Source organism: Streptomyces sp. NBC_00086, assembly GCF_026343255.1.
GTDB lineage: Bacteria > Actinomycetota > Actinomycetes > Streptomycetales > Streptomycetaceae > Streptomyces.
This window is the reverse complement of record NZ_JAPELZ010000001.1, coordinates 4,488,220-4,514,542: the sequence shown is the minus strand read 5'-3', so window position 1 is coordinate 4,514,542 and position 26,323 is coordinate 4,488,220. Positions and strand designations below refer to the sequence as shown.

The 26,323-nt window shown below is 72.9% G+C and carries 29 protein-coding genes; 18 read left to right on the top strand and 11 right to left on the bottom strand.

Annotation, left to right across the window (positions count from 1 at the left end; translation table 11 throughout):
- Positions 1 to 53 precede the first annotated feature (53 nt).
- The gene (locus OG276_RS20315) at positions 54 to 1,277 is read left to right on the top strand and encodes a Cmx/CmrA family chloramphenicol efflux MFS transporter (protein WP_266912957.1); all 1,224 of its coding nucleotides are present in this window, start codon (positions 54 to 56) and stop codon (positions 1,275 to 1,277) included.
- A 95-nt stretch (positions 1,278 to 1,372) separates the two neighbouring features.
- Here the strand turns inward: OG276_RS20315 and OG276_RS20310 are convergent, their stop codons facing one another.
- Entirely contained in the window at positions 1,373 to 1,639 is a 267-nt protein-coding gene (locus tag OG276_RS20310; protein ID WP_266907469.1) for a DUF4031 domain-containing protein, read from the bottom strand.
- A 7-nt stretch (positions 1,640 to 1,646) separates the two neighbouring features.
- Entirely contained in the window at positions 1,647 to 2,072 is a 426-nt protein-coding gene (locus OG276_RS20305) for a hypothetical protein (RefSeq protein WP_266907467.1), read from the bottom strand.
- 102 nt (positions 2,073 to 2,174) lie between these two features.
- On the opposite strand from OG276_RS20305, the gene OG276_RS20300 reads away from it, so the two are divergent.
- From OG276_RS20300 to OG276_RS20290, 3 genes are all read left to right on the top strand, one after another.
- Positions 2,175 to 3,134, top strand: coding sequence for a MurR/RpiR family transcriptional regulator (locus OG276_RS20300; RefSeq protein WP_266907465.1), 960 nt, complete (start codon positions 2,175 to 2,177; stop codon positions 3,132 to 3,134).
- 21 nt (positions 3,135 to 3,155) lie between these two features.
- Complete coding sequence (gene murQ, locus OG276_RS20295; RefSeq protein ID WP_266907463.1) at positions 3,156 to 4,082, top strand: N-acetylmuramic acid 6-phosphate etherase; 927 nt, start codon at positions 3,156 to 3,158, stop codon at positions 4,080 to 4,082.
- Positions 4,083 to 4,153: 71 nt separating this feature from the next.
- A complete protein-coding gene (locus OG276_RS20290) occupies positions 4,154 to 5,695 on the top strand; it encodes a PTS transporter subunit EIIC (RefSeq protein ID WP_266907461.1) in 1,542 nt (513 codons plus the stop codon).
- Positions 5,696 to 5,797: 102 nt separating this feature from the next.
- Here the strand turns inward: OG276_RS20290 and OG276_RS20285 are convergent, their stop codons facing one another.
- Positions 5,798 to 7,123, bottom strand: a complete 1,326-nt coding sequence (locus OG276_RS20285) for a lipase family protein (RefSeq protein ID WP_266907459.1) — start codon at positions 7,121 to 7,123, stop codon at positions 5,798 to 5,800.
- A 203-nt stretch (positions 7,124 to 7,326) separates the two neighbouring features.
- On the opposite strand from OG276_RS20285, the gene OG276_RS20280 reads away from it, so the two are divergent.
- From OG276_RS20280 to OG276_RS20270, 3 genes are all read left to right on the top strand, one after another.
- Positions 7,327 to 7,944 carry a GNAT family N-acetyltransferase gene (locus tag OG276_RS20280; protein ID WP_266907457.1) on the top strand — a complete coding sequence of 206 codons (618 nt, stop codon included), beginning with the start codon at positions 7,327 to 7,329 and terminating at the stop codon, positions 7,942 to 7,944.
- Between the two features lie 138 nt (positions 7,945 to 8,082).
- Positions 8,083 to 8,355 carry a CopG family transcriptional regulator gene (locus OG276_RS20275; RefSeq protein ID WP_266907455.1) on the top strand — a complete coding sequence of 91 codons (273 nt, stop codon included), beginning with the start codon at positions 8,083 to 8,085 and terminating at the stop codon, positions 8,353 to 8,355.
- Positions 8,352 to 8,765 (top strand): PIN domain-containing protein, encoded by a 414-nt coding sequence (locus tag OG276_RS20270; RefSeq protein WP_266907453.1) that lies wholly within the window; start codon positions 8,352 to 8,354, stop codon positions 8,763 to 8,765. Before OG276_RS20275 ends, OG276_RS20270 begins: the two co-directional genes overlap by 4 nt.
- A 19-nt stretch (positions 8,766 to 8,784) precedes the next feature.
- Here OG276_RS20270 and OG276_RS20265 read toward each other — a convergent pair whose 3' ends face one another.
- Positions 8,785 to 9,123: a GYD domain-containing protein gene (locus tag OG276_RS20265; RefSeq protein ID WP_266907451.1), complete on the bottom strand. Its 339-nt coding sequence runs from the start codon at positions 9,121 to 9,123 to the stop codon at positions 8,785 to 8,787.
- 224 nt (positions 9,124 to 9,347) lie between these two features.
- On the opposite strand from OG276_RS20265, the gene OG276_RS20260 reads away from it, so the two are divergent.
- Positions 9,348 to 9,902 carry a SigE family RNA polymerase sigma factor gene (locus OG276_RS20260; RefSeq protein ID WP_266907449.1) on the top strand — a complete coding sequence of 185 codons (555 nt, stop codon included), beginning with the start codon at positions 9,348 to 9,350 and terminating at the stop codon, positions 9,900 to 9,902.
- The gene (locus OG276_RS20255) at positions 9,899 to 10,903 is read left to right on the top strand and encodes a hypothetical protein (RefSeq protein ID WP_266907447.1); all 1,005 of its coding nucleotides are present in this window, start codon (positions 9,899 to 9,901) and stop codon (positions 10,901 to 10,903) included. The genes OG276_RS20260 and OG276_RS20255 overlap by 4 nt, the downstream gene beginning before the upstream one ends.
- 111 nt (positions 10,904 to 11,014) lie before the next feature.
- On the opposite strand, the gene OG276_RS20250 is transcribed toward OG276_RS20255, so the two are convergent.
- A complete protein-coding gene (locus tag OG276_RS20250) occupies positions 11,015 to 12,313 on the bottom strand; it encodes an MFS transporter (RefSeq protein ID WP_266907445.1) in 1,299 nt (432 codons plus the stop codon).
- A 166-nt stretch (positions 12,314 to 12,479) separates the two neighbouring features.
- Between OG276_RS20250 and OG276_RS20245 the strand changes: the two genes are divergently transcribed.
- From OG276_RS20245 to OG276_RS20220, 6 genes are read left to right on the top strand one after another with little or no spacing between them, the layout of a single operon-like run.
- Positions 12,480 to 13,517, top strand: a complete 1,038-nt coding sequence (locus OG276_RS20245; RefSeq protein WP_266907443.1) for an ABC transporter substrate-binding protein — start codon at positions 12,480 to 12,482, stop codon at positions 13,515 to 13,517.
- The gene (locus OG276_RS20240; RefSeq protein ID WP_266907441.1) at positions 13,507 to 14,589 is read left to right on the top strand and encodes an iron ABC transporter permease; all 1,083 of its coding nucleotides are present in this window, start codon (positions 13,507 to 13,509) and stop codon (positions 14,587 to 14,589) included. Before OG276_RS20245 ends, OG276_RS20240 begins: the two co-directional genes overlap by 11 nt.
- The gene (locus OG276_RS20235) at positions 14,586 to 15,395 is read left to right on the top strand and encodes an ABC transporter ATP-binding protein (protein WP_266907439.1); all 810 of its coding nucleotides are present in this window, start codon (positions 14,586 to 14,588) and stop codon (positions 15,393 to 15,395) included. The genes OG276_RS20240 and OG276_RS20235 overlap by 4 nt, the downstream gene beginning before the upstream one ends.
- A gap of 11 nt (positions 15,396 to 15,406) precedes the next feature.
- Entirely contained in the window at positions 15,407 to 16,264 is an 858-nt protein-coding gene (locus OG276_RS20230) for a DUF364 domain-containing protein (protein ID WP_266907437.1), read from the top strand.
- Positions 16,264 to 17,301 carry a GHMP kinase gene (locus OG276_RS20225; protein WP_266912955.1) on the top strand — a complete coding sequence of 346 codons (1,038 nt, stop codon included), beginning with the start codon at positions 16,264 to 16,266 and terminating at the stop codon, positions 17,299 to 17,301. Before OG276_RS20230 ends, OG276_RS20225 begins: the two co-directional genes overlap by 1 nt.
- Positions 17,222 to 18,226, top strand: a complete 1,005-nt coding sequence (locus tag OG276_RS20220; protein ID WP_266907435.1) for a pyridoxal-phosphate dependent enzyme — start codon at positions 17,222 to 17,224, stop codon at positions 18,224 to 18,226. The genes OG276_RS20225 and OG276_RS20220 overlap by 80 nt, the downstream gene beginning before the upstream one ends.
- A 27-nt stretch (positions 18,227 to 18,253) precedes the next feature.
- On the opposite strand, the gene OG276_RS20215 is transcribed toward OG276_RS20220, so the two are convergent.
- Complete coding sequence (locus OG276_RS20215) at positions 18,254 to 19,441, bottom strand: S8 family peptidase (protein ID WP_266912953.1); 1,188 nt, start codon at positions 19,439 to 19,441, stop codon at positions 18,254 to 18,256.
- 399 nt (positions 19,442 to 19,840) lie between these two features.
- Here OG276_RS20215 and OG276_RS20210 point away from each other — a divergent pair, with 399 nt between their 5' ends.
- The gene (locus OG276_RS20210) at positions 19,841 to 20,197 is read left to right on the top strand and encodes a protease inhibitor I9 family protein (protein ID WP_266907433.1); all 357 of its coding nucleotides are present in this window, start codon (positions 19,841 to 19,843) and stop codon (positions 20,195 to 20,197) included.
- A gap of 120 nt (positions 20,198 to 20,317) precedes the next feature.
- Positions 20,318 to 20,746 (top strand): nuclear transport factor 2 family protein, encoded by a 429-nt coding sequence (locus OG276_RS20205; RefSeq protein ID WP_266907431.1) that lies wholly within the window; start codon positions 20,318 to 20,320, stop codon positions 20,744 to 20,746.
- Positions 20,747 to 20,764: 18 nt separating this feature from the next.
- Here OG276_RS20205 and OG276_RS20200 read toward each other — a convergent pair whose 3' ends face one another.
- From OG276_RS20200 to OG276_RS20185, 4 genes are all read right to left on the bottom strand, one after another.
- Positions 20,765 to 21,367 (bottom strand): Uma2 family endonuclease, encoded by a 603-nt coding sequence (locus tag OG276_RS20200; RefSeq protein WP_266907429.1) that lies wholly within the window; start codon positions 21,365 to 21,367, stop codon positions 20,765 to 20,767.
- Positions 21,368 to 21,494: 127 nt separating this feature from the next.
- Positions 21,495 to 22,955 carry a sodium:alanine symporter family protein gene (locus OG276_RS20195; RefSeq protein ID WP_266907427.1) on the bottom strand — a complete coding sequence of 487 codons (1,461 nt, stop codon included), beginning with the start codon at positions 22,953 to 22,955 and terminating at the stop codon, positions 21,495 to 21,497.
- A gap of 119 nt (positions 22,956 to 23,074) precedes the next feature.
- Positions 23,075 to 23,938, bottom strand: a complete 864-nt coding sequence (locus tag OG276_RS20190) for a haloalkane dehalogenase (protein WP_266907425.1) — start codon at positions 23,936 to 23,938, stop codon at positions 23,075 to 23,077.
- Between the two features lie 90 nt (positions 23,939 to 24,028).
- A complete protein-coding gene (locus tag OG276_RS20185) occupies positions 24,029 to 24,850 on the bottom strand; it encodes an SDR family oxidoreductase (RefSeq protein ID WP_266907423.1) in 822 nt (273 codons plus the stop codon).
- A 92-nt stretch (positions 24,851 to 24,942) separates the two neighbouring features.
- Here OG276_RS20185 and OG276_RS20180 point away from each other — a divergent pair, with 92 nt between their 5' ends.
- On the top strand, positions 24,943 to 25,518 hold the full coding sequence (locus OG276_RS20180; protein WP_266907421.1) for a TetR/AcrR family transcriptional regulator: 576 nt from the start codon (positions 24,943 to 24,945) through the stop codon (positions 25,516 to 25,518).
- A 26-nt stretch (positions 25,519 to 25,544) separates the two neighbouring features.
- On the opposite strand, the gene OG276_RS20175 is transcribed toward OG276_RS20180, so the two are convergent.
- Entirely contained in the window at positions 25,545 to 26,177 is a 633-nt protein-coding gene (locus OG276_RS20175) for a hypothetical protein (protein ID WP_266907419.1), read from the bottom strand.
- Between the last annotated feature and the right edge of the window lie 146 nt (positions 26,178 to 26,323).

Sequence of the window (26,323 nt, the reverse complement as noted above, 5' to 3'; positions counted from 1 at the left end):
CCCGTTCGCCGTGGTTGAGGTAGTTCATGCCCGCAGCCGCCGAACGCACCCGCATGCCCGTCGCCGTCTACATCCTCGGCCTCTCCGTCTTCGCACTCGGTACCAGCGAGTTCATGCTCTCCGGGCTGCTGCCACCCATCGCCGAGGACATGGGCGTCACCATCCCCCAGGCGGGCCTGCTCATATCCGCCTTCGCGATCGGCATGGTCGTCGGAGCGCCCCTGCTCGCCGTCGCCACGCTGCGGCTGCCGCGGCGCACCACGCTGCTGTCGCTGATCAGCCTCTTCGGCCTCGGCCAGGTCGCGGGCGCGCTGGCCCCCTCGTACGAGCTGCTCTTCGCCTCCCGCATCGTCTCCGCGCTCGCCTGCGCCGGCTTCTGGGCGGTGGGCGCCGCCGTGGCCATCGCCATGGTCGAGCAGCACCAGCGGGCCCGGGCCATGGCCGTCATGATCGGCGGGCTGTCCATCGCCAACGTCCTCGGCGTCCCCGCCGGCGCGTTCCTCGGTGAGCACCTGGGCTGGCGCTCCGCGTTCTGGGCGGTCGGCGCGGCCTCCGCCGTCGCGCTCGTCGGCATCCTCGCGCTGATCCCGAAGATCCCGCTGCCCGCCGAGAAGCCCACGCTCGCACGCGAGCTGCGCATCTACCGCGACCGCCAGGTGTGGCTGTCCATCGGCGTCACGGCGCTGGCCGCGGGTGGCGTCTTCTGCGCCTTCAGCTACCTGTCCCCGCTGCTCACGGACGTGGCCGGGCTCGACTCGGCGTGGGTCCCCTGGATCCTGGGCCTCTTCGGCCTGGGCGCGCTGGTGGGCACCACGGTGGGCGGGCGGATCGCCGACGCGCACCTGTTCGGGGTGATGCTGTGGGGCATCACCGCCTCCACGGTCTTCCTGGCGGCGCTGGCCCTGCTGGCCTCCACGGCGGCGGCCGCGATCGCCCTCTCGTTCCTGATCGGCTTCTCGGCGTTCTTCACCGCCCCGGCGCTCAACGCCCGCATGTTCAACGTCGCGGGCGCCGCCCCGACCCTGGCCGGCGCGACCACCACGGCCGCCTTCAACCTCGGCAACACCGGCGGCCCCTGGCTCGGCGGCACCGTCATCGACGCCGGCTACGGCTACTCCGCCACCGCCTGGGCAGGCGCCGCGATGACCGTCACCGCCATAGCCCTGGGCCTCGCAGCCCTGCGCCTGGACCGCCGTACGGGCTCCAGCGCGGCCCGCCCGACCCGCGTGGTGGCCGGCTCGACCCCGTCCCGATCGGACGCGACCGAGAAGGTCTGAGGCCCCCGAGGCGCCACAGGACGCTCAGGGCCGCCGCTCGGCGGCAGAGCAAGGCCAGCCAGCGCCACTGACGGCACGGGCGCGACGGCCGGCGCCTACGCCGGCCGCCCCTTGGGCCGTCGCAGCCCGGCCGCCGTCAGTCTGCGGACCAGTTCCTTGCTGCCGATCTCCACCGCGCCCGCGCCCACCGCGTCCGCGTACCGGTGCTCCGGGACGTCGTAGTGGTCGCGTTCGAAGGCCTTCGGGGGGCAGCCGATCGATGCCGCGAAGGCGTGCAGCTCTTCGAACGAGGCGTCGCTGACCAGGTGCGACCACAGGCGGCCGTGACCCGGCCAGTCGGGCGGGTCGATGTACACCGTCACCGGCGGCTCATTCGCCGTGCCCGAAGGCGGAGCCGGAGCCGCTCCCGGAGCCGAGGCCGCCGAGCACCGGTGCGAGGCCGCCCACCGGCGCCACCCGTACGCCGGCCTCCGAGCACACCCACATCGGGTCCGGTCCGAGCTCGGGCTCCACGTCCAGTGCGTGCGGCTCGCCGTGGCCGCAGACCGGGCACAGCGGCCAGCGTCCGTACTTCTCCAGCAGTGCGTCCTTCACGTCCTGGGCGACGAGTCCGGCGAGGTAGTCGACGCCCTCCGGCCACTCCTCCACCCACCAACGGCGGTGGGTGACCGCGTCCTCGACGAGGGAGACGACATCGGCCTCGGCGACCTCGCCCGCGACGAGATCGGCGAGTACGAGGGCGCGTGCGGCGTGCAGCGCCTGTTCAAGGGGGGTCGGGGGGGTCGCGTGGTCCATGGACACATTGTGGACCCGGACGGGCCCTGTGGCGAAGGTCCTCTTTCACCGGTGACTTATGGCGTCTTGACGTCCCCGCCCCTCTGAAAATAAGTTTCAAGGGTGAGCGAGAATGTGAAAGAAAACTCCAGCGCTGGTGCGGACCGACCCGTCCCCGTCCCGGCCCCCGCCGCACTGCGGGCCCGCGTCCGCAGCCTCGGCCCCTCGATGACCCGCTCCGTGCAGGCCGTCGCCGAGGCCGTCGCCGAAGACCCCGCGGCCTGCGCCGCGCTCACCGTCAGCGACCTCGCCGCCCGCACCGGCACCAGCGAGGCCACCGTCGTCCGCACCGCCCGCCTCCTCGGCTACCCCGGCTACCGCGACCTGCGCCTCGCGCTCGCCGCGCTCGCCGCCCAGCAGGAGTCCGGCGCGGCCCCCGCAGTCACCGTGGACATAGCCGTCGACGACTCCCTCGCCGACGTGGTCGCCAAGCTGGCCCAGGAGGAGGCGCAGACCCTCGCCGACACCGCCGCCGGACTCGACGTCGCCGCCCTCGGCTCGGCCGTCGCCGCCCTCGCGGGCGCCCGCCGCATCGAGATCTACGGCGTCGGCGCCTCCGGCCTCGTCGCCCAGGACCTCGCGCAGAAGCTCCAGCGCATCGGCCTCATCGCCCACGCGCACAGCGACCCGCACCTGGCCGTCACCACCGCCGTCCTGCTGCGCCCCGGCGACGTGGCCGTCGCCATCACCCACTCCGGCGGCACCGGCGACGTCATCGAGCCCCTGCGGACCGCCTTCGAGCGCGGAGCCACCACCCTGGCGCTCACGGCCCGCGCGGGCTCCCCCGTCGTCCACTACGCCGACCTCGTGCTGGCCACCTCCGCCGCCCGCGAGACCCAGCTGCGCCCGGCGGCCATGTCGAGCCGGACCAGCCAGCTCCTCGTCGTGGACTGCCTGTTCGTGGGCGTCGCCCAGCAGACCTACGAGACCGCGGCGCCCGCGCTCGCAGCCTCGTACGAGGCGCTCGCGCCCCGCCACCACACCCCCGTACCCACCGCCAAGCGGGGCAGCACCACCCGCTAGCAGTTCAGGAGCCCCCCACTCATGACCGCGTACGCCGAACTCCGCGCCCAGCTCGCCACCTTGACCACCGAGGCATTCCGCCCCGAACTGGCCGAGATCGACCGGCTGCCCACCCTGGAGATCGCCCGCCTGATGAACGCCGAGGACGCCACCGTCCCGGCCGCCGTCGCCGGCGAGCTGGAGACGATCGCCGCCGCCATCGACGGGATCGCCGAACGGATGGCCCGCGGCGGGCGCCTGATCTACGCGGGCGCCGGCACCGCCGGCCGCATGGGCGTACTGGACGCCAGCGAATGCCCGCCCACCTTCAACACCGACCCCTCCGAGGTCGTCGGCCTGATCGCGGGCGGCCCCTCCGCCATGGTCAAGGCCGTCGAAGGCGCCGAGGACTCCAGGGAACTGGCCGCCGAGGACCTGACGGCGCTGGCCCTGACCGCCGAGGACACCGTCATCGGGATCTCCGCCTCCGGCCGCACCCCGTACGCGATCGGCGCCGTCGAGTTCGCCCGCGCCCGCGGCGCGCTCACCGTCGGACTGTCCTGCAACGCCGGCTCCGCGCTCGCCGCGGCCGCCGACCACGGCATCGAGGTGGTCGTCGGCCCCGAACTCCTCACCGGATCCACCCGCTTGAAGGCCGGCACCGCGCAGAAGCTCGTGCTCAACCTCATCTCGACCCTCACGATGATCCGGCTCGGCAAGACGTACGGAAACCTGATGGTCGACATGCGCTCCTCCAACGAGAAGCTGCGCGCCCGCGCCCGCCGCATCGTCTCGCTGGCCACCGGCGCCCCCGACGCCGAGATCGAGGCCGCGCTCACCGCGTCCGACGGCGAGGTCAAGCAGGCCATCCTCGTCATCCTCGGCGGAGTCGACGGCCCCACGGCCGGCGAACTGCTCACCGCCTCCAAGGGCCACCTCCGGGCCGCCCTCACCCAGACCCCGCGATGACCCCGCGATGACCCCGCGCCGACCCACCCCGGCCACCCCCGCTGACCCCCAGCAGCAAGGCGAACACCACGATGTCCACTGACAAGAACCGCGCCACAGCCGCCGCGATCCTTCCCCTCGTCGGCGGTCCGGACAACATCCTCTCCATCGCGCACTGCATGACCCGCCTGCGGATCACCCTGCGCGACCGCTCCCTGGTCCAGGACGAGGCCCTCAAGGCCCTGCCCGCCGTGATGGGCGTCGTCGAGGACGACACGTACCAGATCGTGCTGGGACCGGGCACCGTCGCCCGCGTCACGCCCGAGTTCGAGGCCCTGGTCGCGGAAGGCCGCGCGGCGGCACCGGTGGCGCCCGCCGCCCCCGCAGGCCCCGCCACCCCCCACACCGTGACGGCCGACGAACTCGCCGCCCAGGGCGCGGCCATCAAGAACGCGCAGAAGGCGAAGAACTCCACCCCCTTCAAGCTGTTCCTGCGCCGCATCGCGAACATCTTCGTCCCGCTGATCCCGGCCCTGATCGGCTGCGGCATCATCGCCGGGCTCAACGGCTTCCTCACCAACATGGGCTGGGTGCCGGCCGTGGTCCCCGCCCTCGCCGCGATGGCGAGCGGGTTCATGTCCCTGATCGCGGTCTTCGTCGGCTACAACACGGCCAAGGAGTTCGGCGGCACCGCCGTCCTCGGCGGCGCGGTCGCCGCGATCATCGTCTTCCCGGGCGTCGCGAAGATCGACGCCTTCGGCCAGCAGCTCTCCCCCGGCCAGGGCGGCGTCCTCGGCGCACTGGCGGCCGCGCTGCTCGCCGTCCAGGTGGAGAAGTGGTGCCGCAAGTGGGTTCCGGAGGCGCTGGACGTCCTGGTCACCCCCACCCTCACCGTGCTGATCTCCGGCCTCGTCACCCTCTTCGGCCTGATGTTCGTCGCCGGCGAGGTCTCCAGCGCCATCGGCACCTTCGCCACCTGGCTGCTCGCCACCGGCGGGGCCTTCGCGGGCCTGGTCCTCGGCGGACTCTTCCTCCCGCTGGTCATGCTGGGCCTGCACCAGGCCCTGATCCCCATCCACACCACCCTGATCGAGCAGACCGGCTACACCGTCCTGCTCCCCATCCTCGCCATGGCGGGCGCGGGCCAGGTCGGCGCGGCCGTCGCCGTCTACTACAAGCTCCCCCGCAACCGCTCGATCCGCGCCACCATCAAGTCCGCCCTCCCGGCCGGCTTCCTGGGCGTGGGCGAACCCCTCATCTACGGCGTCTCCCTCCCCCTGGGACGCCCCTTCATCACCGCCTGCATCGGCGGCGCCGCGGGCGGAGCCTTCGTAGGCCTCTTCAACCAGCTCGGCACCGCCTTCGGCTCCACCGCCATCGGCCCCTCGGGCTGGGCGCTGTTCCCGCTGCTGGACGGCAAGTCGGGCATGGGGACGACCATCGCGATCTACGCGGGCGGCCTGGCCGTCGGCTACCTCGTGGGCTTCGCCGCCACCTACTTCTTCGGCTTCACCCGCCAGATGCTCACCGAGTTCAACTCCGACCCGGACCCGGAGACGGCCCTCGGGACCGCGGCCCCGGCCACCGGGCCCGTGCCCGCCGCGGACGCGGCCCCGGTCCCGGTGGGCCGCTGACCGCAGCGGCCCCCGCGGGGCCCCACGTACGAAGGCTCCCGGCCGGTGCGGTCCACCGGCCGGGAGCCTTCATGCACTGTTGCTGCTCAGGGACCCGTCACATCAGGGGCAGTTGGACGGCGCCGGCTTGCCCGCGAAGCGGTCCGCGATCCAGGCCAGGTACTCCGGCTCCGCGACGTTGGGGATCGTCTGGTGCGTCGCCCCCTGGTACTTCGTGTACTCGACCGGCTTGCCGAACCTGCAGGCCCGCCTCACGTACTCGTCGGTGGAGTTCGGGTTGATGACCGTGTCCGCCGTGCCCTGCATCACCAGGATCGGCGACACCGAGGCGACCAGGCCCGCGGTGTTCTCGCGGAAGCGCTGGTGCCAGATCTCCGGCACCACGCTCAGCGGCTGGAACAGCGTGTCCAGCTGCCCCGCGTTACCCACGTTGTTCTGGATCACGTCGGCGAGGTGCTCGATGCACATCACCCCGTCACCGCGCAGCGCCTCCAGCCCGGCCGGCTTCAGCACGTCCTCGGCCTTCAGCGCCGGGTAGGCCGCGAGGAAGCCCCGGTAGACGTTGACGCGCAGCGCCGCGTTGTGGGAGGGCGAGGTGGGGGACGTCGGGCCGGGCAGCACCAGGCCGCGGAAGTCCGGCCCCAGGTTGGCGGCGGGCGCCAGCGCCGCGATGCCGACCAGGTTGGTCTCCGGGGTGTACGCCTTGTAGTTCTGGGCGATGAACGCCGCCGCGCCGCCACCCTGCGACCAACCCAGGACGGCCGCCTTGTCGTTCGCGTGGGCGTCGGTGATCTGGCGGGCCGCGCGGACCGAGTCCAGGACGTTGTTCGTCTCCGTGACGGCCACCGTGTACTGGTGCACGCCCGGGGTGCCCAGACCCTGGTAGTCCGTACCGACCACGACGTCACCCGAGTCGAGGAACTGCGTCAGCGCCGGCACGCCGACGTCGATGCCCCACGGGCTGTCGTAGGTGTAGTAGCCGACGAGGTCGGTGGCCGGGTTCGGCACCGCGGAGGGCGCGCACTGGCGCGGGCCGCCCACGGTCCCGTGCGCCCAGGCCACCACGTTGCGGCCGCTGCGCGGCGCGGGGGCGTCGGGCCAGGCCACGATGCCCGAGACGGCGACGCGGGTACCGGTCTGCAGGGTCGAGAGGTACAGGATCCGGCAGGCGCGCGCACCGTCCGGGGCATCGACGCGGCGGGCCCAGATCAGGTCACCGTGGTCACCCTCGGGCAGCGGCGACGGCGGGTCGTAGAACTTCTCGCCCTCCGGCCCGATCGGAACGCCCGGCGCGCACAGCCCCTTGCCGCCCTTGCCGCCGTCCGGGTTCGTGCCCGTGCCCGCGGTCGCCGTCGCGGTCGTCCCGCCGCCCAGCGCGAGGATCGCGGCCACACCGGCCGCGGTGATCGCGGAAAGCCGTCGTCTCATCTCATCGTCCATTTCGCTCGGTCACTCGGTACCGGGACGTGAGACTAGGAAGAAAGGGATGAAATGTCGCTTACCGTGACTAAGTGTTCGCCAGTTGTTACGGGCCCCCGGGCGACCGGCCTCCAATGGCCGCACCGCGGCCCGGCCGGGCCGCACCGAGGTCCGGCGATCACCGGATCGGGCGATGACCCGATGATGATCCGATGACCGACGCGCCGATCACTCCACCGACCACCCCGCGGGCCGACCCGATACCGCCCGTGGCCCCGCCCGGCGGGATGGCCGCCCTCGCCCAGCCCTCGTACGACCTCCCCTGCGGGCTGCGCCTGCGCCCCTGGGAGCCCTACGACGCCCCCGCGCTCGTGGCCGCGTACGCCGATCCGGACATCCGGCACTGGAACCGGCCGGACCCCCTCACCGAGGACCGGGCGGTCACCCGCATCGCCCGCTGGCGCGAGCGCTGGCACGCCGAACGTTCGGCGGTCTGGGCCCTGGCCCCGGCGGAGGGAGGCTCCGCGGTCGGCCTGATCGGCCTCGCCGACATCGACCTGCGCGGCGGCAGCGGGGAGTTCGTGTACTGGCTCCTCCCCGCCGGCCGCGGCGCCGGAGCCACCACCGAAGGCCTGGCCGTCCTGACCCGCTGGGCCTTCGGGGAACTCGGCCTGCACCGCCTGCGCATCACCCACTCCACGGCCAACCCGGCCTCCTGCCGTGTCGCCCTGAACTCCGGCTACCCCCTGGAGGGCACCATGCGCGGCGCCCTCCTCCACGCGGACGGCTGGCACGACGAACACCTCCACGCCCGCCTGAGCACGGACTGAGGGGCGAGCCACCACCCCATCGAGCGAACCGGCACGCAAAAGCCTCCACGGGCGCGCATATGCCTGGAACCTATGCACATGTACGTCTACGCCCCACACGCCGAAAGCGGCGGTGGCATCGGAAGTAGCATGGGTGGCATGAGCGATGCCACCCAGAAGTACTCCATCTCGATGCCCCGAGACATCGCCGAGGCCGCTCGCGCCCGCAGCGGCCCCTCCGGCCTCTCCGCCTACGTCACCGCCGCAGTGGCCCGCCAGATCGAACGGGACAACTTGGCGGAGCTCGTCGCCGTGGCGGAGGCGGAGCACGGACCGATCACCGCGGAGGAGATCGACGCGACCCGGGAGGAATTCCGCCGCGCCCACGGAGGCCCTTCCGGCAGCGACACCGAGCAGAAGGACGTGGCATGACGCCGAAGCCGACCAGGCCCGGAGGCACCCTCGTGCTGGACAGCGAGGGACTCGCCAAGGCGGTGCTGCGGGACCGTACGATCACCCGTTGGCTCGCCCTCGCCCTCGCGGACGACATGCGCGTCATCACCAGCACGGCCACCCTCGTCGAGGTGGTCCACCCGAAGATCAACATGCCGGCCCTCGCGTGGGCGCTGTCCCGGGTGGTGGTCGAGCCCGTCACCGAGGAGATCGCCCACGCCGCCGCGGCCCTGCTCCGCGAGGCCGGCCTGCACGGGCACAAGTACGCCATCGACGCGATGCTGGCCGCCACCGCACTCGCGGCGCCCGGCCCCGTCACCGTCCTCACCTCCGACCCCGAGGACCTCACCGCGCTCTGCGGCACCCGCCTCGCCGCCGTGAAGGTCTAGAGGTCTCCGCCCGCCGGGATCACGACGTCCCGGACGCGCCCGGAGGCCGGTACCGGATCTGCTCGGCCTTGCGCAGTGCCTCCAGCGTGTCGTCGACGCTCAGGAGGACCGTCGTCTCGAACGAGCTGAGCGCCCCGCCCCCGCTGATCGCCAGGGCGACCGCGGCCATGGACACGTCGTCCGGGGCCTCCCAGAGGTTGTAGCCGTCGTGCGTGCCGAAGGCGTACCAGAAGCCGTGCAGCTTCCCGCCGACGGACTCGATGTACGACCGGGCCGCCTGAGCCCGGTCCTCGGGGTGGGCCATCAGCCTGGCCCACGTCTCCGGCGTGTAGCTGAACCTCGACAGATACAACGGCATCGCGTCCACCTTCTTTCGTTTCGTCGACGATGCCCACGCCGGGCGGCAGAAGGGGCGCACCGGATCGCGGCCGTCCCCCGAACGGCCGGGGACGGCCACCGCCACGGCCCAACGCGGCTCGGGCCACCGGCGTCGGCCGCATGACCCTCCGCCAGATTTCCTGCTGCCGCCGGGCAACCGAATGCGGGCGGGTGGTGGTCAAGGGGGCGAAGGAGGGGGTTGAGATGAACGCCGAGCATGAAGCGCAGTTCCAGGCCTTCGTCGCCGCGCGGTGGACCACGCTGGTGCGGACCGCGTACCTGCTCACGGGCGATCCGCACGACGCGGAGGACGTGACCCAGACCGCGCTCGCGAAGGCGTACCGGTCCTGGCGGCGGGTGGCGCGCAGCGACAGTCCGGAGGCGTACGTCCGCCGGATGCTGGTCAGTTGCAACAACGACCGCTTCCGCAAGCGCCGGGTCGCGGAGCGGCTCACGGGCTCGGTACCGGACACCTCGGTGCGCGAGAACGCCGTGGCCCGGGCCGACGAACGCAGCGTGCTCATGACGGCGCTCGCTCAACTGCCCGCCCGGCAGCGGGCGGTGGTGGTCATGCGGTACTGGGAGGACCTCTCGGAAGCCGAGACCGCCGACGTACTCGGGTGCTCCCCCGGCACCGTGAAGAGCCAGGCGTCCAAGGCACTGGCGAAACTCCGCGCGTGCCCAGGACTGGAGCGGGTCACGGCGGAGTGCGGCACGAACAGCGAGAAGCACGAGACGGATCAGGGGGCGCTCCGGTGAACGGGCGGCAGTACGAGGAGCAGGGCGGCGCGTTGGACGCCGAGTTGGACGCCGAGCGGGGCGACGGGAGCACCGGGCAGCGGCAGAGCGGCTTCGAGTCCGACCTGCGGGTGCGGATGGCGCAGGGCGTGGCGGAGGTGCGGCCCGGGGCCGTGCCGTACCAGGCGATCGTCCGGCAGGGCCGCGCGGAGCTGCTGCGGCGCCGGCTGGCGGTGGCGGGGGCCGCCCTGGTCGCACTGGCCGTCGTACCGGCCACGGCGATCGCGTTCACCGGGAGCGGTGCGGGAGGCGCGGACGACGGCGCCGCGCCGGCGGGCCGGGTGGTCGTGACGGACACCCCGCCACCGAGCGAGGCCGCGCGGACGCCCGCGCCGCCCCCCGGGCCGACTCCGCCCGAGAACCGCGAGCAGCTCGCCGACGGCATCACCTACGCGGACGCGGCCGCCGGGCTGGAGCAGTGCCTCGCCTTCGACCGGACCCATCCCAGCGGCGCCTCCGGGGTCGGCCTGGGGGAGGCCGCCGAGTACCGGCTCCTGCTCGCGCACCGCAGTACGGGCAACGACAACTCCCCGGGCAACGGCCGGTACATCGTCGCCGTGAAGAAGACCCCGAAGCCCCTCCGGCTCATCTGCAGCATCAAGAACGGCCTGGCGAGCGGCATCAACACCTCCTCCGCGGGGATCTCCGACCCCGCCGCCGGGGCCGTCGCCCCCGACGACAACGGGGGCATGCTGTACCTCCAGCGGCTGAGCACGGAGGGCGCGTGGCAGCTCCCCTTCCGCTGGGGCAGCATCGGCACGGTCACCCCGGCCGTCACCCGGGTCACCGTCACCTACGGCGGCACCACCGTCGAAGCCGCCCTCGACCACGGCCACTTCGCCGCCACCGGGATCCTGGAGCGCGCCGTCACGCAGGCTCCGCGGATCCGCGGCTACGACGCCCGGGGCGCCCAGGTCTACGACTCCCACCAGGACCGCTCGTACCAGAAGACCATCCCGTAGCCGGGGAGGGGGAGGGGGAGCGGGGTCCCGTCGCCGTACAGGGGTCGGCGACGGGACCCCGCTGCCGCGAGGCGGCCCGGCCGAGCCGGTGCCTGCACCTGCGAAGCACTCCTAGGCCTTGTCCGCCGCCGGGGCGCTCCGCGCGAAGTGGCGGGCCGTCGGCACCAGGGCCGCCGCCGCCGGTACGAGGAAGCAGGCGGCCGCGCAGACGCCGAGGACGGGTGTGACGCCGAAGGCGTCGATGGCCGGGGCGATCAGGGCGAGGCCGACCGGTGCCAGGCCGTAGGAGACGAGGAAGTCCAGCGAGGAGACCCGGGCCAGCCGGTCCGGGGCGACTTCGCGCTGGGTGGCGGTGAACCAGGGCACGTTGAAGAGCTCGATCCCGATCCCGGCGACGGCGTAGGCGGCGACGACCACCCCCGGGTGCACGGGCAGCACGAGGCTCAACGGGGCGAATCCGTACGCCGCCAGCCCCGCGAAGGCCGCCCAGCCCTGTGAGCGCGGGCGCCAGCGGGCGATGACCAGGGCTCCGCCGAGCGCGCCCACTATGTACGCGGTCATGGCCGCGGCGAGCACCCATTCACTGTCGTAGCGGTCCCGGCTGATCAGGGGCAGGGCGACGCTGGTGGCGGAGTAGCCGAGGGCGATGACCGCGACGAGGGCGGCCAGCCCGGCGAGGAACCAGGGGTGGCGGCGCGCCTCCCGTACGCCCTCCAGGAACTCGGTACGGAAACTCGCGCGCGGCGCCACCGCCCCGGCGGCGGCCGCGCCCTGGCCCACGCCTTGACCCTCGCCCTGGCCCACGCCCTGCCCCTTGCCCGGAACCAGCGCGGCGACCAGCCAGAGCAGGCCGATGCCGAGCAGCAGGGTCCAGACGTCGAGGAAGGCCGCGAGCAGCGCGGTCAGGGCGGGTCCGGCGAGCGTGGAACCCCGTACGGCCATGGTCATGGCGGCGTTCGCCTGCTGACGGCGCCCGGGGTCGACGGTCTCGGCGGTGAGGGCCTGGAACGCCGGCCGGCAGGCGCCCTGTCCGGCTCCGGCGAGGGCGGCGGCGGCCGTCATCAGCAGGAGCGAGCGGCCCAGTCCGGCCGCGAGCAGGGGTGCGGCGACCGCCGCCGCGAGGGCCGACCAGAGGACGACCGTGCGGCGGGAGTGCCGGTCGGCCAGGACCCCGCCGACGGTGACGGCGGCGAGGAACCCGACCGTGCGCGCGGCGAGGACCAGGCCGAGGCCGGCGGCGCTCAGGTCGCGGTGGAGCACGGCGAGCCCGAGCACGAAGGGCAGGGCCCAGGTCGCGAGGCCGGAGGCGGTGGTGCCCGCCCACAGGCGCAGGAACGGGACGTCGAGGAGGACCGAACGCCCGGGTGGGCCAACGGTCTTGGGCGCCGGGGGCGCGGGGGTGGTCGCCACGGGGTGACTGCTCCTTGGGGGTGGAGTGGGGGCGCGGTGAACCGCCCCCGGGGTTCTTAATGAAAATGAATACCATTACAGTACCCTTCGAACGTGGCGGTCTTGCCCGGTGCACGACAACGCCCACACCCGCACCCCCATCCGCCCTGCCCAGACCGGAGAACCCATGCGCCACCCCGCTCACCTCGGCATCGCCCTGACCATCGCCCTCGCCACCGCGGCCTGCTCCGCACCCGCGGGCAACGGCTCCAAGGCCGACGACGCCAAGCCCGCCGCCCAGACTTCCTCCCGCAGCAGCTCTCTCACGAGCTGCGGCCGCCAGGCCACCTTCGCCGCGCCGCCGAAGCGGGCCGTCGCCCTGGACCAGACCTCGACCGAAACCCTGCTGGAACTCGGCCTCCAGGACTCGATGGCGGGCACCGCCAACCTCAAGACGAAGATCCCCGCCCCGTACCAGGCCGCCTACGCCAAGGTCCCCGTCATCGCCCCGAAGATCGCGACGGGCGAACAACTGCGCGCCGCCACGCCCGACTTCGTCGTCGGCGGCTCCGCCGACCTCTTCACCAAGGACCGGGCCGGCACCCGCGAGGAACTGGCCGCCCTCAAGGTCCCGACCTTCGTCAGCGCCGTGGACTGCCCCGAACAGAACCCGGCCGGCCGGACCCCCTTCGAGCTGCTCTTCTCCGACTACGAGAACCTCGGCAAGGTCTTCGGCGCCGAGGAGCGGGCCGCCAAACTCGCCACCAACCAACGCACCGCCGTCGCCAAGGCCGGGGAGAACGCCTCCAAAGTCCCCGGGGGCGCCGAACAGCCCACCGTGGTCTACCTCTACTCCGTCTTCAACGGCATGCCGTACGTGGCGGGCAGGACCGGCCTGCCCAGCGAGATGAGCCGGATCGTCGGCGCGAAGAACGCCTTCGACGACGTCGACGAGGACTGGCCTGAGGTCTCCTGGGAGGAAGTCGCCCAGCGCAACCCCGACTTCATCGTGATCGGCGACCTGTCCGAGCGCGGCCGGCCCGGCGACAGCGCCGCCGAGAAGCGCGCCACCATGACCGGGCACCCGGTCGTCTCCAAGCTCGCCGCGGTCCGCGACGACAAGATCCTCGAAGTTCCCGGCATCGAACTGGACCCCTCCGTGCGCTCCGTACACGCCCTCGGACTACTGGCGGCCGGCATGAAGGACCTCGGGTATGTCCGCTGACCCGGTGACCCCCGGGTCGGTCGCCCTGAGCCCGCCCGCGCCCGGGCCGGCCGCCCTCCGGTCCGCCGTGGCCGAGGCGGGCCTCTTCCTCCTCGCCGCGGCCGTGCTGGCGGCCTCGGTGGCGGCGGCCGTGCGGATCGGCGCCGCCGACGTGGGCTGGACCGGCCTCGCCCGCGTCTTCGGCGCCCGACTCGGCCTGGACGTGCAGCCGTTGCCCCCGCTGCTGGACTCCCTCGTCTGGGACCTGCGGCTGCCGCGCGTGCTGATGGCCGCCCTCGTCGGCGCCTCGCTCGCCGTCTGCGGCGCGGTGCTCCAGGCGGTCACCCGCAACGCCCTCGCCGACCCCTACCTCCTCGGCGTCTCCTCGGGCGCGTCCGCGGGAGCCGTCACCGTGGTCGTCCTCGGGATCGGCGCGAACACCCTCGGGGTCACCGGCGGAGCACTCGCCGGAGCACTGCTCTCCTTCGGGCTGCTCCTGCTGCTCCTGCGGCGCACCGGGCTGGACTCCGTACGCATCGTCCTGACCGGAGTGGTCATCGGGCAGCTCTTCACCGCGCTGACCTCGCTCGTCCTGATGGCCTCGGCGGACGCGGACACCACGCGGGCCGTCACCCACTGGCTCCTGGGCTCGATGGCACCGTCCCGCTGGGACACCGTCGCGGTCTGCGCGGTCGTCACCCCGCTGGGGCTGGCGGCGGCCTGGCTCTGCTCCAACGCCCTCGACGGGCTCGCCTTCGGCACCGACACCGCCGCCTCGCTCGGGATCGACGTACGGCACACGCGGATGCTGCTGCTCGTGGTCACCGCCGTGCTGACCGCGGTGGCGGTGGCCACGGTCGGCGCCATCGGCTTCGTCGGGCTGATCGTCCCCCACGGGGTGCGGTTCCTCGTCGGTCCGCTGCACCGGGTGCTGCTGCCGTACACGGCGCTGGCCGGCGCGGTGTTCCTGGTGTGGACGGACGCACTGGCACGGGTCGCCTTCGGCCCGCGCGAGGTTCCCGTCGGCGTGATCACCGCGCTGCTCGGCGTACCGATCTTCCTCCTGGTCCTGCGCAAGCGGGGTGAGTTGTGAGGATCGCCGCCGAAAAGCTGAGCTGGTCGGTCGCGGGCACCCCGGTCGTACGGGACGTCAGCGCGGACATCGCCTCCGGCGAGACCGTCGGGCTGCTCGGCCCCAACGGCTCGGGCAAGTCCTCGCTGCTGCGCTGCCTGGCCGGTCTGCGGGCCCCCGACGCGGGCGCGGTCCGGTACGACGGGGAGTCCGTACGCGGCTGGAGTGCGCGCAGGATCGCCCGGCAGGTGGCCTTCGTCGCCCAGGACGCGGGCGCCGACAGCGACCTGGCGGTCGCGGACATCGTCGGCCTGGGCCGGACCCCGTTCCGCGACCGCTGGCGCGGGCCGGACGCCGCCGACCGGGCCGTGGTCGCGGCCGCGCTGGAACGCGTAGGACTCACCGCACTCGCCGGCCGCCCCTGGAAGGCACTGTCGGGCGGGGAACGGCAACGCACCCACATCGCCCGCGCGTTGGCCCAGCAGCCGTCCGGGCTCCTGCTCGACGAGCCCACCAACCACCTCGACGTGAAACACCAGCTCGAACTGATGGAGCTGCTGTCCGGCACCGGCCAGACCGTCCTGGTCGCCCTGCACGACCTGTCCCTCGCCGCCCGCTACTGCGACCGGCTGCTGCTCCTGCACCACGGCCGCCTGATCGCCTCCGGCCCGCCCGCCGCCGTCCTGACCGCCGACCGGCTCGCCGAGGTCTTCGAGGTGGACGCCGAACTCACCACCGACGCCCTCGGCCACCCGCACGTCAGCTACCGCGGACCGCTCGGCGCACGGACGCCGGTACCGACACCGACACCCCAACCCGCTCTGTGAAGAGGAACCCCATGACCCCGACCACCCCGACCACCACGGCCACCACCCCCGCGACCTCCGTCGACGCGCTCATCGAAGCCGTCCTGGCCGGCGAGCACGGCCCGCTGCCCTCCTCCCTCGTCGCGACCAGCGTGTTCTGGATCCACCACGGCACCCGCCTGGCCGGCGGCGACACCACCTACCTCAACCAGTACGTCCTGGTCCGCCTCGGCGGCTCCTTCGGCGGCTGCGCCTTCGAGGCCGGCGAGATCGACCCGTCGGTCTGCCGCGACTCCTCCGGCACCCCGCTCGACGTCCTCCTGCGCGAGGCCCCGCGCCCGCTGCGGATCGCCGCCCTCGACGCCTACCTCTCCGAGACCCGCCCCCACCGCGTGGCGGCCGAGCAGGGCGCCGCCGAGCCCGTCACCCTCCCCACTGGCACCCCCGAACTCCGCGCCAGGGCCCGCGACACGGCCATCGCCGGGCTGCTGGACATCGAGGAGGGCGCCGAGGTCGGACTCATCGGCGTCGTCAACCCGCTGGTGGCGGCGATCCGCGAGCGCGGCGGCCGGCCGCTGCCGTGCGACCTCAACCTCAAGGCCACCCAGTGGGGCGACCCGGTCACCGACGACATGCACGAGGTGCTGGAGCGCGCGCAGGCCGTCGTGGCCACCGGAATGACCCTGAGCAACGGCACCTTCGACACCATCCTGGAGCGCTGCCGCTCCCGGGGCATCCCGCTGGTCGTCTACGCGCAGACCGGCAGCGCCGTGGCCCGCGCCTTCCTCGGCTCCGGGGTGACCGCCCTGTCCGCGGAACCGTTCCCCTTCTCCCAGTTCAGCGCCGAGGAGACGGTCCTGTACCGCTACCGGACGGCGGGCGGCGCGTGATGCCCCGCGCCGCCGCAGCCGCCGCCACCGGCACCGGGCGGGCCCCCTGCCACCACGGCGAGATCCTCCAGGGCGTCTTCCTCGACGACACCGGGCGCCGGTGCGCCGGACTGGTCACCCTTCCCATGGCGGGGCCCGGCAGCAGCGCCGCGTTCGTCCGCCGTCCCGGCGCGGAGCCCGGGGCACTCACCGTCGCACCCGCCGACCGTACGAAGGCGGCGCGGGCCGCGGCCCTCGCGGTCGCCGAGTGCGCGCGGCGCACCGGTCAGCCGCCCTGCGGCGGGGAGTTGCGGCTCACCGGCGAGATACCGGTGGGCCTGGGCATGGGCAGCTCCAGCAGCGACGTGATCGCGGCCGTGCGTGCGGTCGCGGACTCGTACGGGCTGCGCCTGGACCCCCCGACGGTCGCCGGGCTGGCCGTACGGGCCGAACTGGCCTCCGATCCGCTGATGCTGGGCGGCCGCCCGGTGCTGTTCGCCCAGCGGGAGGGCCGGGTCCTGGAGGTCCTCGGCCCGGCCCTGCCGCCGCTGGTCGTGGTGGGCTGCGCCCTCGGCGGGGGCAAGCCCGTCGACACCCTGTCCCTGCCGGTGGCCGACGTAGACGACGGCGACGTACGGGCCTACGAGCGGCTACGCGCGCTGCTGCGCCGGGCCGTGGCTACGGGCAGCGCGGAGCTGCTCGGCGCGGTCGCCACCGCCAGCGCACGGCGCGGCCAACGGGTCCTCGGCCACCCGGAGTTCGGCGCGCTGACCGCCATCGCCCACCGGGCCGGGGCGGTCGGCGTGCAGATCGCGCACAGCGGTGCGGTGGCGGGCGTGCTCTTCGATCCGGCCGCCCCCGGGCTGCGCCGCCGCGTCCGCGGCTGCCTGCAGGCCCTGGACGCCCACGGCATCCCCGCCACCCGGACCTTCACGACCGGCGCCACCACCCCCACCACCCCCAAGGAGACCCCTCACCATGGACCAGCACATCGCGGAGTCGATCGGCCGGCCGGACCTGATACGCCTCGACGACCGGCTCGTCTGCCTGCGCTTTGAAACGATGAAGGTGGTCTCCGCCCTCGCGGCGGTGCGCCACCTGCTCGACACCGGAGTCGTGCGCCGCGGGGACACCCTGCTGGACAGCTCCAGCGGCATCTACGCGTACGCCCTGGCCCTGAGCTGCCACCGGTACGGCCTGCGCTGCCACATCGTCGGCTCGGCCACCGTGGACCACACGCTGCGGACCCAACTGGCCGTCCTCGGGGCGACGCTGGAGCAGATGGAGCCGTGCAGCGACCTGAAGCTCGACCAGAAGCGGCGCGTCGAGCGCATCCAGGAGATCCTCGCCGCGCACCCCGGGTACCACTGGATGCGCCAGTACCACGACGACGTCCACTACCTCGGCTACCGCGCGATCGCCGACCGGATCCGCGAGGCCACCGGCACGGCGGACGGGCTCACCGTCGTCGGCGGAGTGGGCTCGGGCGCCTCCACCGGCGCCCTCGCCCGCTACCTCCGCGAGGGTGCCCCGGGCCCGGCCGACGTCGAACTCGTCGGCGTCCAGCCGTACGGCAGCGTCACCTTCGGCTCCGAACACGTCACCGACCCCGAGATGATCATCGCCGGGATCGGCAGCTCCATCCCCTTCGGGAACGTCTCCCACGCGCTCTACGACACCCTGCACTGGGTCTCCTTCGACGCGGCCCTCGCCGGCAGCGTCGACCTGCTGCGCCGGCACGCGGTCTTCGCCGGCCTGTCCACCGGCGCCGGCTACCTCGCCGCCCGCCACGAGCGCGCGCGCTCACCCCACCGCACGGTCCTCTTCATCGCCCCCGACACCGGCCACCGCTACGTCGACACCGTCTATGCGAGACACCGCGAGGCCGCCCCGATCGCGGACCTCGCCCCGCGCGAGGTGACGGACCGGAGCGAGCTGGCTCTGCCGTGGTCGCGGATGCGGTGGGGCCGCGCCGCTGCGTGAGCGGCACGGCCCTCGCGCCCGCGGTGGTCAGAGACCGTTGGTGAACAGCAGGGAGTTCGGGGAGGACTTGCTGATGCTCTTCAGAACGTCCTTCGTGGCCTCGTCCCCCAGGTACTCGACGATGGCTTCCGGCGTGGCGCCCGGGTTTGCCGCCTTGTAGAGGACGGCCACGCCCGTGACGTGCGGCGCTGCCATGGACGTGCCGTTCTCGGCCACGCTGCCGCCGCCAAGCTTGGCGGAGACGACCGCTTCTCCGGGCGCATACAGGCTCACGCACTCGCCGAAGTTGGAGAAGCTGGTCTCCTCGTCCCACTGGTTGCTGGCGGCTACTGTGAGCACCTTCCCCGCCGACGCGGGGGAGACCAGGCAGGCGTCCTTCGAGGAGTTGCCCGCCGCGATGACCGGCAGGACGCCCGCGTCCGTCACGGCGTTCGCCGCATCGTTCACGGCCTGGGACTTGTCTCCGCCCAGGGAGCCGTTGAGGACCGCGGGCTGCTTCGCGTTCTTGGCCACCCAGTCCAGGCCCGCGATGATCCCGGAAGTGTCGCCCTCGCCCTTGCAGTCGAGGACGCGGACACTGACCAGGTTGGCTTTGCGCGCCACCCCGTACGTCTTGCCGGCGACGGTGCCCGCGACGTGCGTGCCGTGGCCGTTGCAGTCCAGGCCGTCGCGGCCGTCCTTGATCGCGTCGAAGCCGAAGGTGGCACGGCCGCCGAACTCGTCGTGCGCGTACTCGATGCCCGTGTCGAGGATGTATGCGTTCACCCCCGCGCCGTTGCCCTCAGCGGTGAAGGTGTTGTCGAGCGGCAGGAGCTTCTGGTCGATCCGGTCCAAGCCCCAGGAGGCGGACGGCCCGCGCAGCGCGGTGGCCGTCGACGGCACGCTCGACGGCGCCGAGACCTTCGCGTCCGCCTCCACCGACTTCACGCCCAGGGCGACGCGCGCGATCTCCAGCTGGAGCTTGGTCATGGGGACGGCGAAGCCGCTCATGGCCTTGGTGTAGAGGAACTTCGGCTTGAGGCCCAGCCGCTCCGCCACCTTCGCCGGGTCGTAGCCCGGCTCCAGGGTCACGATGTACTGGCCGGGGATGGCGTTGGCCGAGATGGTCAGCGGCACCGGGGTGGGCTCGGGTGCGACGTCGGCGGACGCGGAAGCGGCGGCCACCGGGGTGATGGCGAGCAGGGCGGCGGTGGCGGCGCGGGCGAGCAGGCGCATGGACATCGAGGGAACTCCCGAGGGGTGGAGGGCGGCATGCGGAAGCCGCCTCCGTCCGACGGGAACGCCTCACGGAGTGCGGCCCTCCCCTTCTTCGGCGGGCCGGCCGCACGCCTTGACCGGGCCGAACCGCCCGTCCGGCCGCGCACCGGGCCGACCCGGGCTGATTCTCGTACCGACTGAAGAAAGGATTCCGCCCCCGCGGTTCCCGGCCCCTGCCGACCTGCGCGAACGCCGCGCACCCGTGGGGCGCCGGTCGGCAGGTTCACCCGTACGGAAGGCACCGCACGCTCATCCGGCGGGGGCGCATTCACGGTTCCCGCGGTTCGCCCCCGCCCGCGACCGCCGCGCCGCCGCAGGTCGTTGACCGGACCGGCCGTACGTGGTGGCCTCGCCGTCATGCGCACTCGTACGAGCCGGACCCTGTCGATCCCCGCCGTCGCCGCCGTCGCCCTCGCCGCCGCCCTCGCCCTGCCCGCCCCGCCCGCCCACGCCACGGCCCCCGGACCAGCCGCGCCCTCATCCCGTACGGCCCCGGCCGAGTGGCCGGCGTACATCGTCACCGTGCACCGCGGCCTCGACCCGGCCGCCGTCGCGGACGCCTACGGGATCACCCCGGTCCACGTGTACCGCCACGCCCTGAACGGCTTCAGCGCCCGCCTCTCCCCCGACCAGGTCGAGTCCCTGCGCTCGACGGCGGTCGTGACCTCGGTCGAACCGGACGGCCCGGTCACCGTCTCCGGCCCGGCGGTCTGAGGCCCGTCGGCCCGCGGGTGAGATCCCCCTCCTGAACCGTGGAGTCCGCACCTATCGTCGATCGTGCGCAGGACGAGAACCGCACTCGATCACGGATGAGAAGGAACGGATCCGCACAGCATGAGCGACAAGAGCATCAAGGTCGACGCGATCACCAAGTTCTTCACCGCCTATGCGGCCTACGACCTCGACGGCATGCGGGAGGTGCTCGCGGAGGGGATCGAGTGGACCATCCCGGGCCACCACCCGCTGTCGGGCACCAAGCGGGGCGTCGAGGAGGTCGCGGCCTTCTTCACCCAGCTCGGCAAGGCCGGATTCCAGGCCGACCCGCTGTTCCTGGAGGCCAACGAGGAGTACGTGGTCGACGTCCACCGCGGCTGGACCACCGGCGGCGTAGGCAAGGTCGACACGCTGTGGGCGCTGGTCTGGCACTTCGACGCCGACGGCAAGGTCGACCGGGTCACCAACCTCTCCGGCGACCAGCACCAGATGGACTCCTACGTCTGGGCCAACTACGACCTGGCCCCGATACCGGACCGCCTCGCCTGACCGTCACGAACCACCGGGTCAGTGCGGGAAGCTCCCCGTGTCGAGCGTCAGGGCGAAGGGCTCGGGGAGCCGCAACCCGTCGCCGAAGGCGACCCGGACGGCGTGCTTGTAGGCGCCGTTCTCCGGTTCGGTGAACAGCGTGGCCGTGGGTCCGTGCTCGTCGAACCGGTCGATCAGGACGTACACCGGGACGGGGGCGTGAGCGTAGGCCCAGAGCTTCCTCTTCCGGTCGACATCGGCGTTGCTCTTGGAGGTGATCTCCACGACGAGCAGCGCCTCGGCCGCGTCCACCGGGTCGGAGACCTCGGCTTCCACACCCCTGACCAGGACGGACGGGACCACCACCAGGTCCGGCACGTAGAGTTTGTCCAGTGGGGCGATGTGGATGCCGAGCGTCTGGTAGACGCCCCACTCGGGCGGCAGGACCCCGTACAGGGTGCGCTGCACACTCTCTGCGATTGCGTTGTGGTGGCGGTGGTGCGGCGGCACCAAGGCGATCTGTCCTCCGTCGATCTCGGCGCGCCAGCCCTCCGGCACGTCCAGGTCACGCCAGCTCTGCAGCAGGTACTCCCACGTGCGGCCGTCGGCGTTCCGGTCGGGTTCGACCATGGCTGCGGTCATCGCGGGTCTCCTCTCCTGTGGCATATGCCAGCGAGCGTAGACAGACGGTTTCACGGCGTGCGGCCGTTTCGTTCAGCGTCCCACGATCGGGTGGCGCACGCAGCAACCCCCGCACACCACCAGCCCGCTACACCCGTTCCGGCGCCTGCGCCGACGGGACCGTCGTGCGGATCGGGTCCCAGCACTGGATCCCCTTCAGGTCCGGCATGCGGTCGCGGGTGAAGACCGGTTCCAGGCCCGCGCGGCGCTGGGCGAGGTAGTCGTCCAGGAGGCGGAAGGCGATGGCCGACAGCGGGATGATCGCGGCGAGGTTGATCAGGGCCATGAGGCCCATGAACACGTCCGCCAGGTTCCAGACGATCGACACCGAACCGAGCGAGCCCAGGACGACCGCCGACAGGACCAGCGCCCGGTAGCCGGGCAGGACCCACCGCTTGCGGGTGATGAACTGGATGTTGGTCTCGCCGTAGTAGTAGTTACCGATCATGCTGCTGAAGGCGAGCATGAAGACCACCACGGTGAGCAGATGGCCGGCCCACCCGCCCAGCGTCTCGCTCAGCGCCGTCTGCGTCAGGTCCGCGCCCTGGCGGCCCGACAGCTCCGGGTTGGTGACCAGGACGATGAAGGCCGTCATCGTGCAGACGAGGAGGGTGTCGAAGAAGACGCCCAGGGACTGTACGAGGCCCTGCTTGACCGGGTGCGAGACCTCGGCGGCGGCGCCCGCGTTCGGGGCCGAGCCCAGGCCCGCCTCGTTGGAGAACATGCCGCGCCGGATGCCCTGCTGGATGGCCGCGCCGATACCGCCGGCCGCCAGCTCGCGGAAGCCGAAGGCGCCGCCGACGATGTCGGCGATGACCCGGGGGAACTCGGTGATGTTGAGGAGGACCACCGCCGCGCCGAGGAGGAGGTACACGATCGCCATCACCGGCACCAGGACCGTGGTGATGGACGAGATCCGCCTGACCCCGCCGAAGACGGCCAGGCCCAGCAGGGCGGCCAGCAGCACGCCGAGCGAGGGGCCGAACCAGTTCGATCCGTCCGTGTCGGCGAGGGAGCCCGAAGCCACGGCGGTGATGGTGTTGGCCTGTACGGCGTTGAAGACGAAGCCGAAGGTGACGGTGATCGTCACCGCGAAGAGCACCCCGAGCCAGCGTTTACCCAGCGCCCGCTGCATGTAGTAGGCCGGGCCGCCACGGTAGGCGCCGCCGGCGTTGCGCACCTTGTAGAGCTGGGCGAGGGCCGATTCCACGAAGGCGGAGGCCGCGCCGATCAGCGCCATCATCCACATCCAGAAGACTGCGCCCGCGCCGCCCAGGGTGATGGCGGCGGCGACACCGGCGATGTTGCCGGTACCGACGCGCGCGGCGGCCGAGATCGTGAAGGCGCCGAAGGACGAGACCTGCTTGCGGCCGTCGGCGCGCGGCGGGGTCTTCTCCTTCACCACCCGGAACATCTCGGGAAGCAGGCGCAGCTGCACACCCCGGGAGCGGACCGTGAAGTACAGGCCCGCACCGACCACCAGCGGAATCAGCAGGTAGGTCCAGAGGTGATCGTTGACGTTGACGATCACCGAATCCAGAGTGTCCATGTTTCGAAGTCTCCCCGGGGCGGAAGGCCCACCGACAGGGACCTACGTCCGTCGCCGGAGGGTCCGAAGGCCCGTTCCGCCCGCCCTTCGCCCCACCCTCGCCGATCGGGGCAACCGGCTCACCCCCACAGTCCGTGCCGACCCGCCCAGTCCCGTACCGCCGCCGCGACCAGCAGCGGGTGGTCCTCGGGGGTGTGGTGGCCGGCGGGCACGTCGTCGTGCCGGGCGAGTTCGAGACCCGCGATGTTCGCCACGCACCAGTCGACGGTCTCCTGTCCCGTCATCGCCCCGGGCCCCGGGGCGAAGGTCAGCAGCAGCTTGGGCACGTCCGGGCTCGCCGCGAGCCACTCGTCGTACGCCGCCACGCGGGCCACCACCTCGGCCGGCTCCCCGCCCAGCGGCATCGACCGGGCCCACTGGAGTATCGGGCGCCGGCTCTCCCTCGTCGGGTACGGGGCCCGGTACACCTCCAGGGCGCCGGGGCCGAAGGTTCCGGGCAGCGTGTCCTCGATGAAGGCGTTCTCGTCGAGGATCATCGCCTCCCCCACCCCGGGCGTCTTGATCGCCCGGAACAGCTCGCGGCCGCCCTCGGGGAACTCCTCCCAGCTCATCGGCTTGACGATGGTTTCGGTGAACGCGATCCCGCGCACCCGCCCCGGATGCCGGGCGGCCCGGTCGAAGGCGAGCGCGCCTCCCCAGTCGTGCCCGACGAGCACGGCCCGCTCCAGCCCGAGCGCGTCGAACCAGGCGTCGAGGTAGCGGGCGTGATCGGCGAAGGTGTAGGCGAGGTCGGGCTTGCCCGAGTCCCCCATCCCGATCAGGTCAGGCGCGAGGAGCCGGGCCGGGCCGCCGACGGCGGGGATCACCTCCCGCCAGAGGTGGGAGGAGGTGGGGTTCCCGTGCAGGAAGACCACCGGCACACCGGTGCGCGTACCGGCCTCCCGGTAGTGGATCGTCGAGTCGAGTACGGGCTGTACGGGCATGGGTGCTGCTCCTCCGGGGAGAGACGGGAAGGGATGCCGGGCCGGTCCGGCTTCGCCGGCGGAAGACCGCCGCCGAGCGGTCCGGCCCGGTCAGCGAAAGGCCGCCGCCGAGCGGTCCGCCCAGGCGGCGAAGGGGCGCGGGGCCCGGCCGAGGATCCGCTCGACGGCCGGGCTGACGGCCCGTTCGGCGGCGACCGGCGCGCCCAGGATCGCCAGGGTGCCCTCCACCGCCGGCTCGGGCATGAAGGTCAGCATCTGCGCGCGGGCCTCCTCGGGGCTCTGCTCCACGAACCGCACCGGTTCGCCGATCGCCCCCGCGATCGCCTCGGCCCGCTCGCGCGGGGTGACCGGGGCCGGGCCGGTGAGGTCGTACGTGTTCCCCGCGTGCCCGGAGCCCCGCAGTACGGCGGCGGCGACCTCGGCCACGTCCGCCGGGTCGACCGTCGGCAGCCCGACGTCCCCGAAGGGCGCCGCGGCCGTGCGGTGCGTACGGATCGAGTCGGCCCAGGCGAAGGCGTTGGAGTCGAGCCCGCCCGAGCGCAGGACCGTCCACTCCAGCCCAGACCGGCGGACCGCCTCTTCGAAGGCGGCCGGGTGCCCGTACTGCTCGGGCCGGGTCCCGACCCCCTGCGAGGACAGCAGTACGACCCTGCGTACGCCGGCCTCCGCGGCCGTTGCGAGGACCGCCCGCGGGTCCTCGCCGGCGACGAGCAGGAACAGGGCCCCGGCCCCGGCGAGGGCCGGCCGCAGGCTCTGCGGATCGGCGAGATCGGCCCGGTGGTGGCGGACCCCGTCGGGCAGGGCATGCTCCGGCGCCCGGCGGGAGACGGCCGTGACGCGCTCCCCCGCCGCCGCGAGGATCCGTACCAGCTCGCTGCCGACGTTTCCGGTCGCACCCGTGATGACGATCATGAAAGGCTCCCACCCATGAAGTGAGTTAGCTGACTGACTAACTCCTGGGACGACCATAGCCTCCCGGGTGGCACCCGTCTACACTTAGTCAGGTGACTTACTCAGGTACGAAACGTGGCGGCAAGCGCGAACGCCTCGCCGCGGCCGCGGCCCAGGTCCTGCACGAACAGGGCATGGAGAAGACGACGATCGCCGACATCGCGCGCGCGGCCGACGTCCCCCTCGGCAACGTCTACTACTACTTCAAGACCAAGGACCAGCTGGTCGAAGCGGCCATCGACGCCCACGCGCAGCACCTGGCCGGGCTGATCGCCGTTCTGGACGCGCTCCCCACCCCGCAGGACCGGCTGAAGGCCCTCCTCGCCGGCTGGGTCGACCAGCGTGAGCTCACCGCCCGCTACGGCTGCCCCACCGGCTCGCTCGCCTCCGAGCTCGACAAGCGCGACGACGGCCTCGACCAGACCCTCGCCACCGTCATGCGGGTGCTGCTCGACTGGGCCGAGCAGCAGTTCCTCGCCTTGGGCCGGGCCACCGACGCGCGCGAGCTCGCGGTCGCCCTGATCGCCTCGTACCAGGGCATCTCCCTGCTCACGAACACCTTCCGCGACCCGGAGATGATGGCCTCGGAAGGGCGTCGCCTGGAGCGCTGGATCGACTCGCTGGCCTAGCCGGACTACGACCAGCCGTACGACGACTACGGAGCCGGGACCACCGTGATGGCGGTGTCCACCGTGTACGGGAAGGTGCCCGCGGGCAGGCAGCTCTCCTCGCGGTCCGTTCCGATGCCGTCGCAGTGCTCGGCACTGAGGGTGAACAGGACGGTGTGCGTGTGAGGGCCGAGGTCCAGCGCCTTGAGCGGCGGCGAGACGGCGACCGAGAACGGAAGGCCGTCGGGGCCGACGAAGCCGGTCCGCAGGACCTGCTTCTTCTTGAACGTGTGGCGCTTCTCCTGCGGCGTGCCGATGTCGGTGACGTAGGTGGCGCTGTCGAACTTGGAGTTGAAGTCGTCGATCGGGTTGGTCTCGGACGGCGTGTACCCGGCCGGGTACACGGCCACCGCGGCGCTGGGCGCCGTGGTCCAGCCCGGCGCGACCCTGACCCACTTCTCCTTGGCGTAGATCTCACGGCAGGTGGGCGGGCCCACGATCCGCTCCTTCACGCCGTAGAAGTCGTTGAGGTCGGTCCCGTTGCTGTCGAAGCAGTGCGGGACCGGGAGCTTGGGCTTCGGCAGGGGCGCGGCCGTGGCGGGCGCGCTCATCGCGGTGGCCGTGAGTGCGGCCGTGAGCAGGGACGGGACGACCGCGGCGAGGAAACGGGCTCGTTTCACCGGGTACCACCTTTCGCTGGGGGCGACTGACCGTCGGACAGCCGACCATCCCCGGCGCCCGGATCCCCGCCGACACCGGCCGCGAACGGCCGGACGGCGCAGCGGATCCACACGCCCGGCCCCCGGCCCGGGCGTGGCGCCGATGG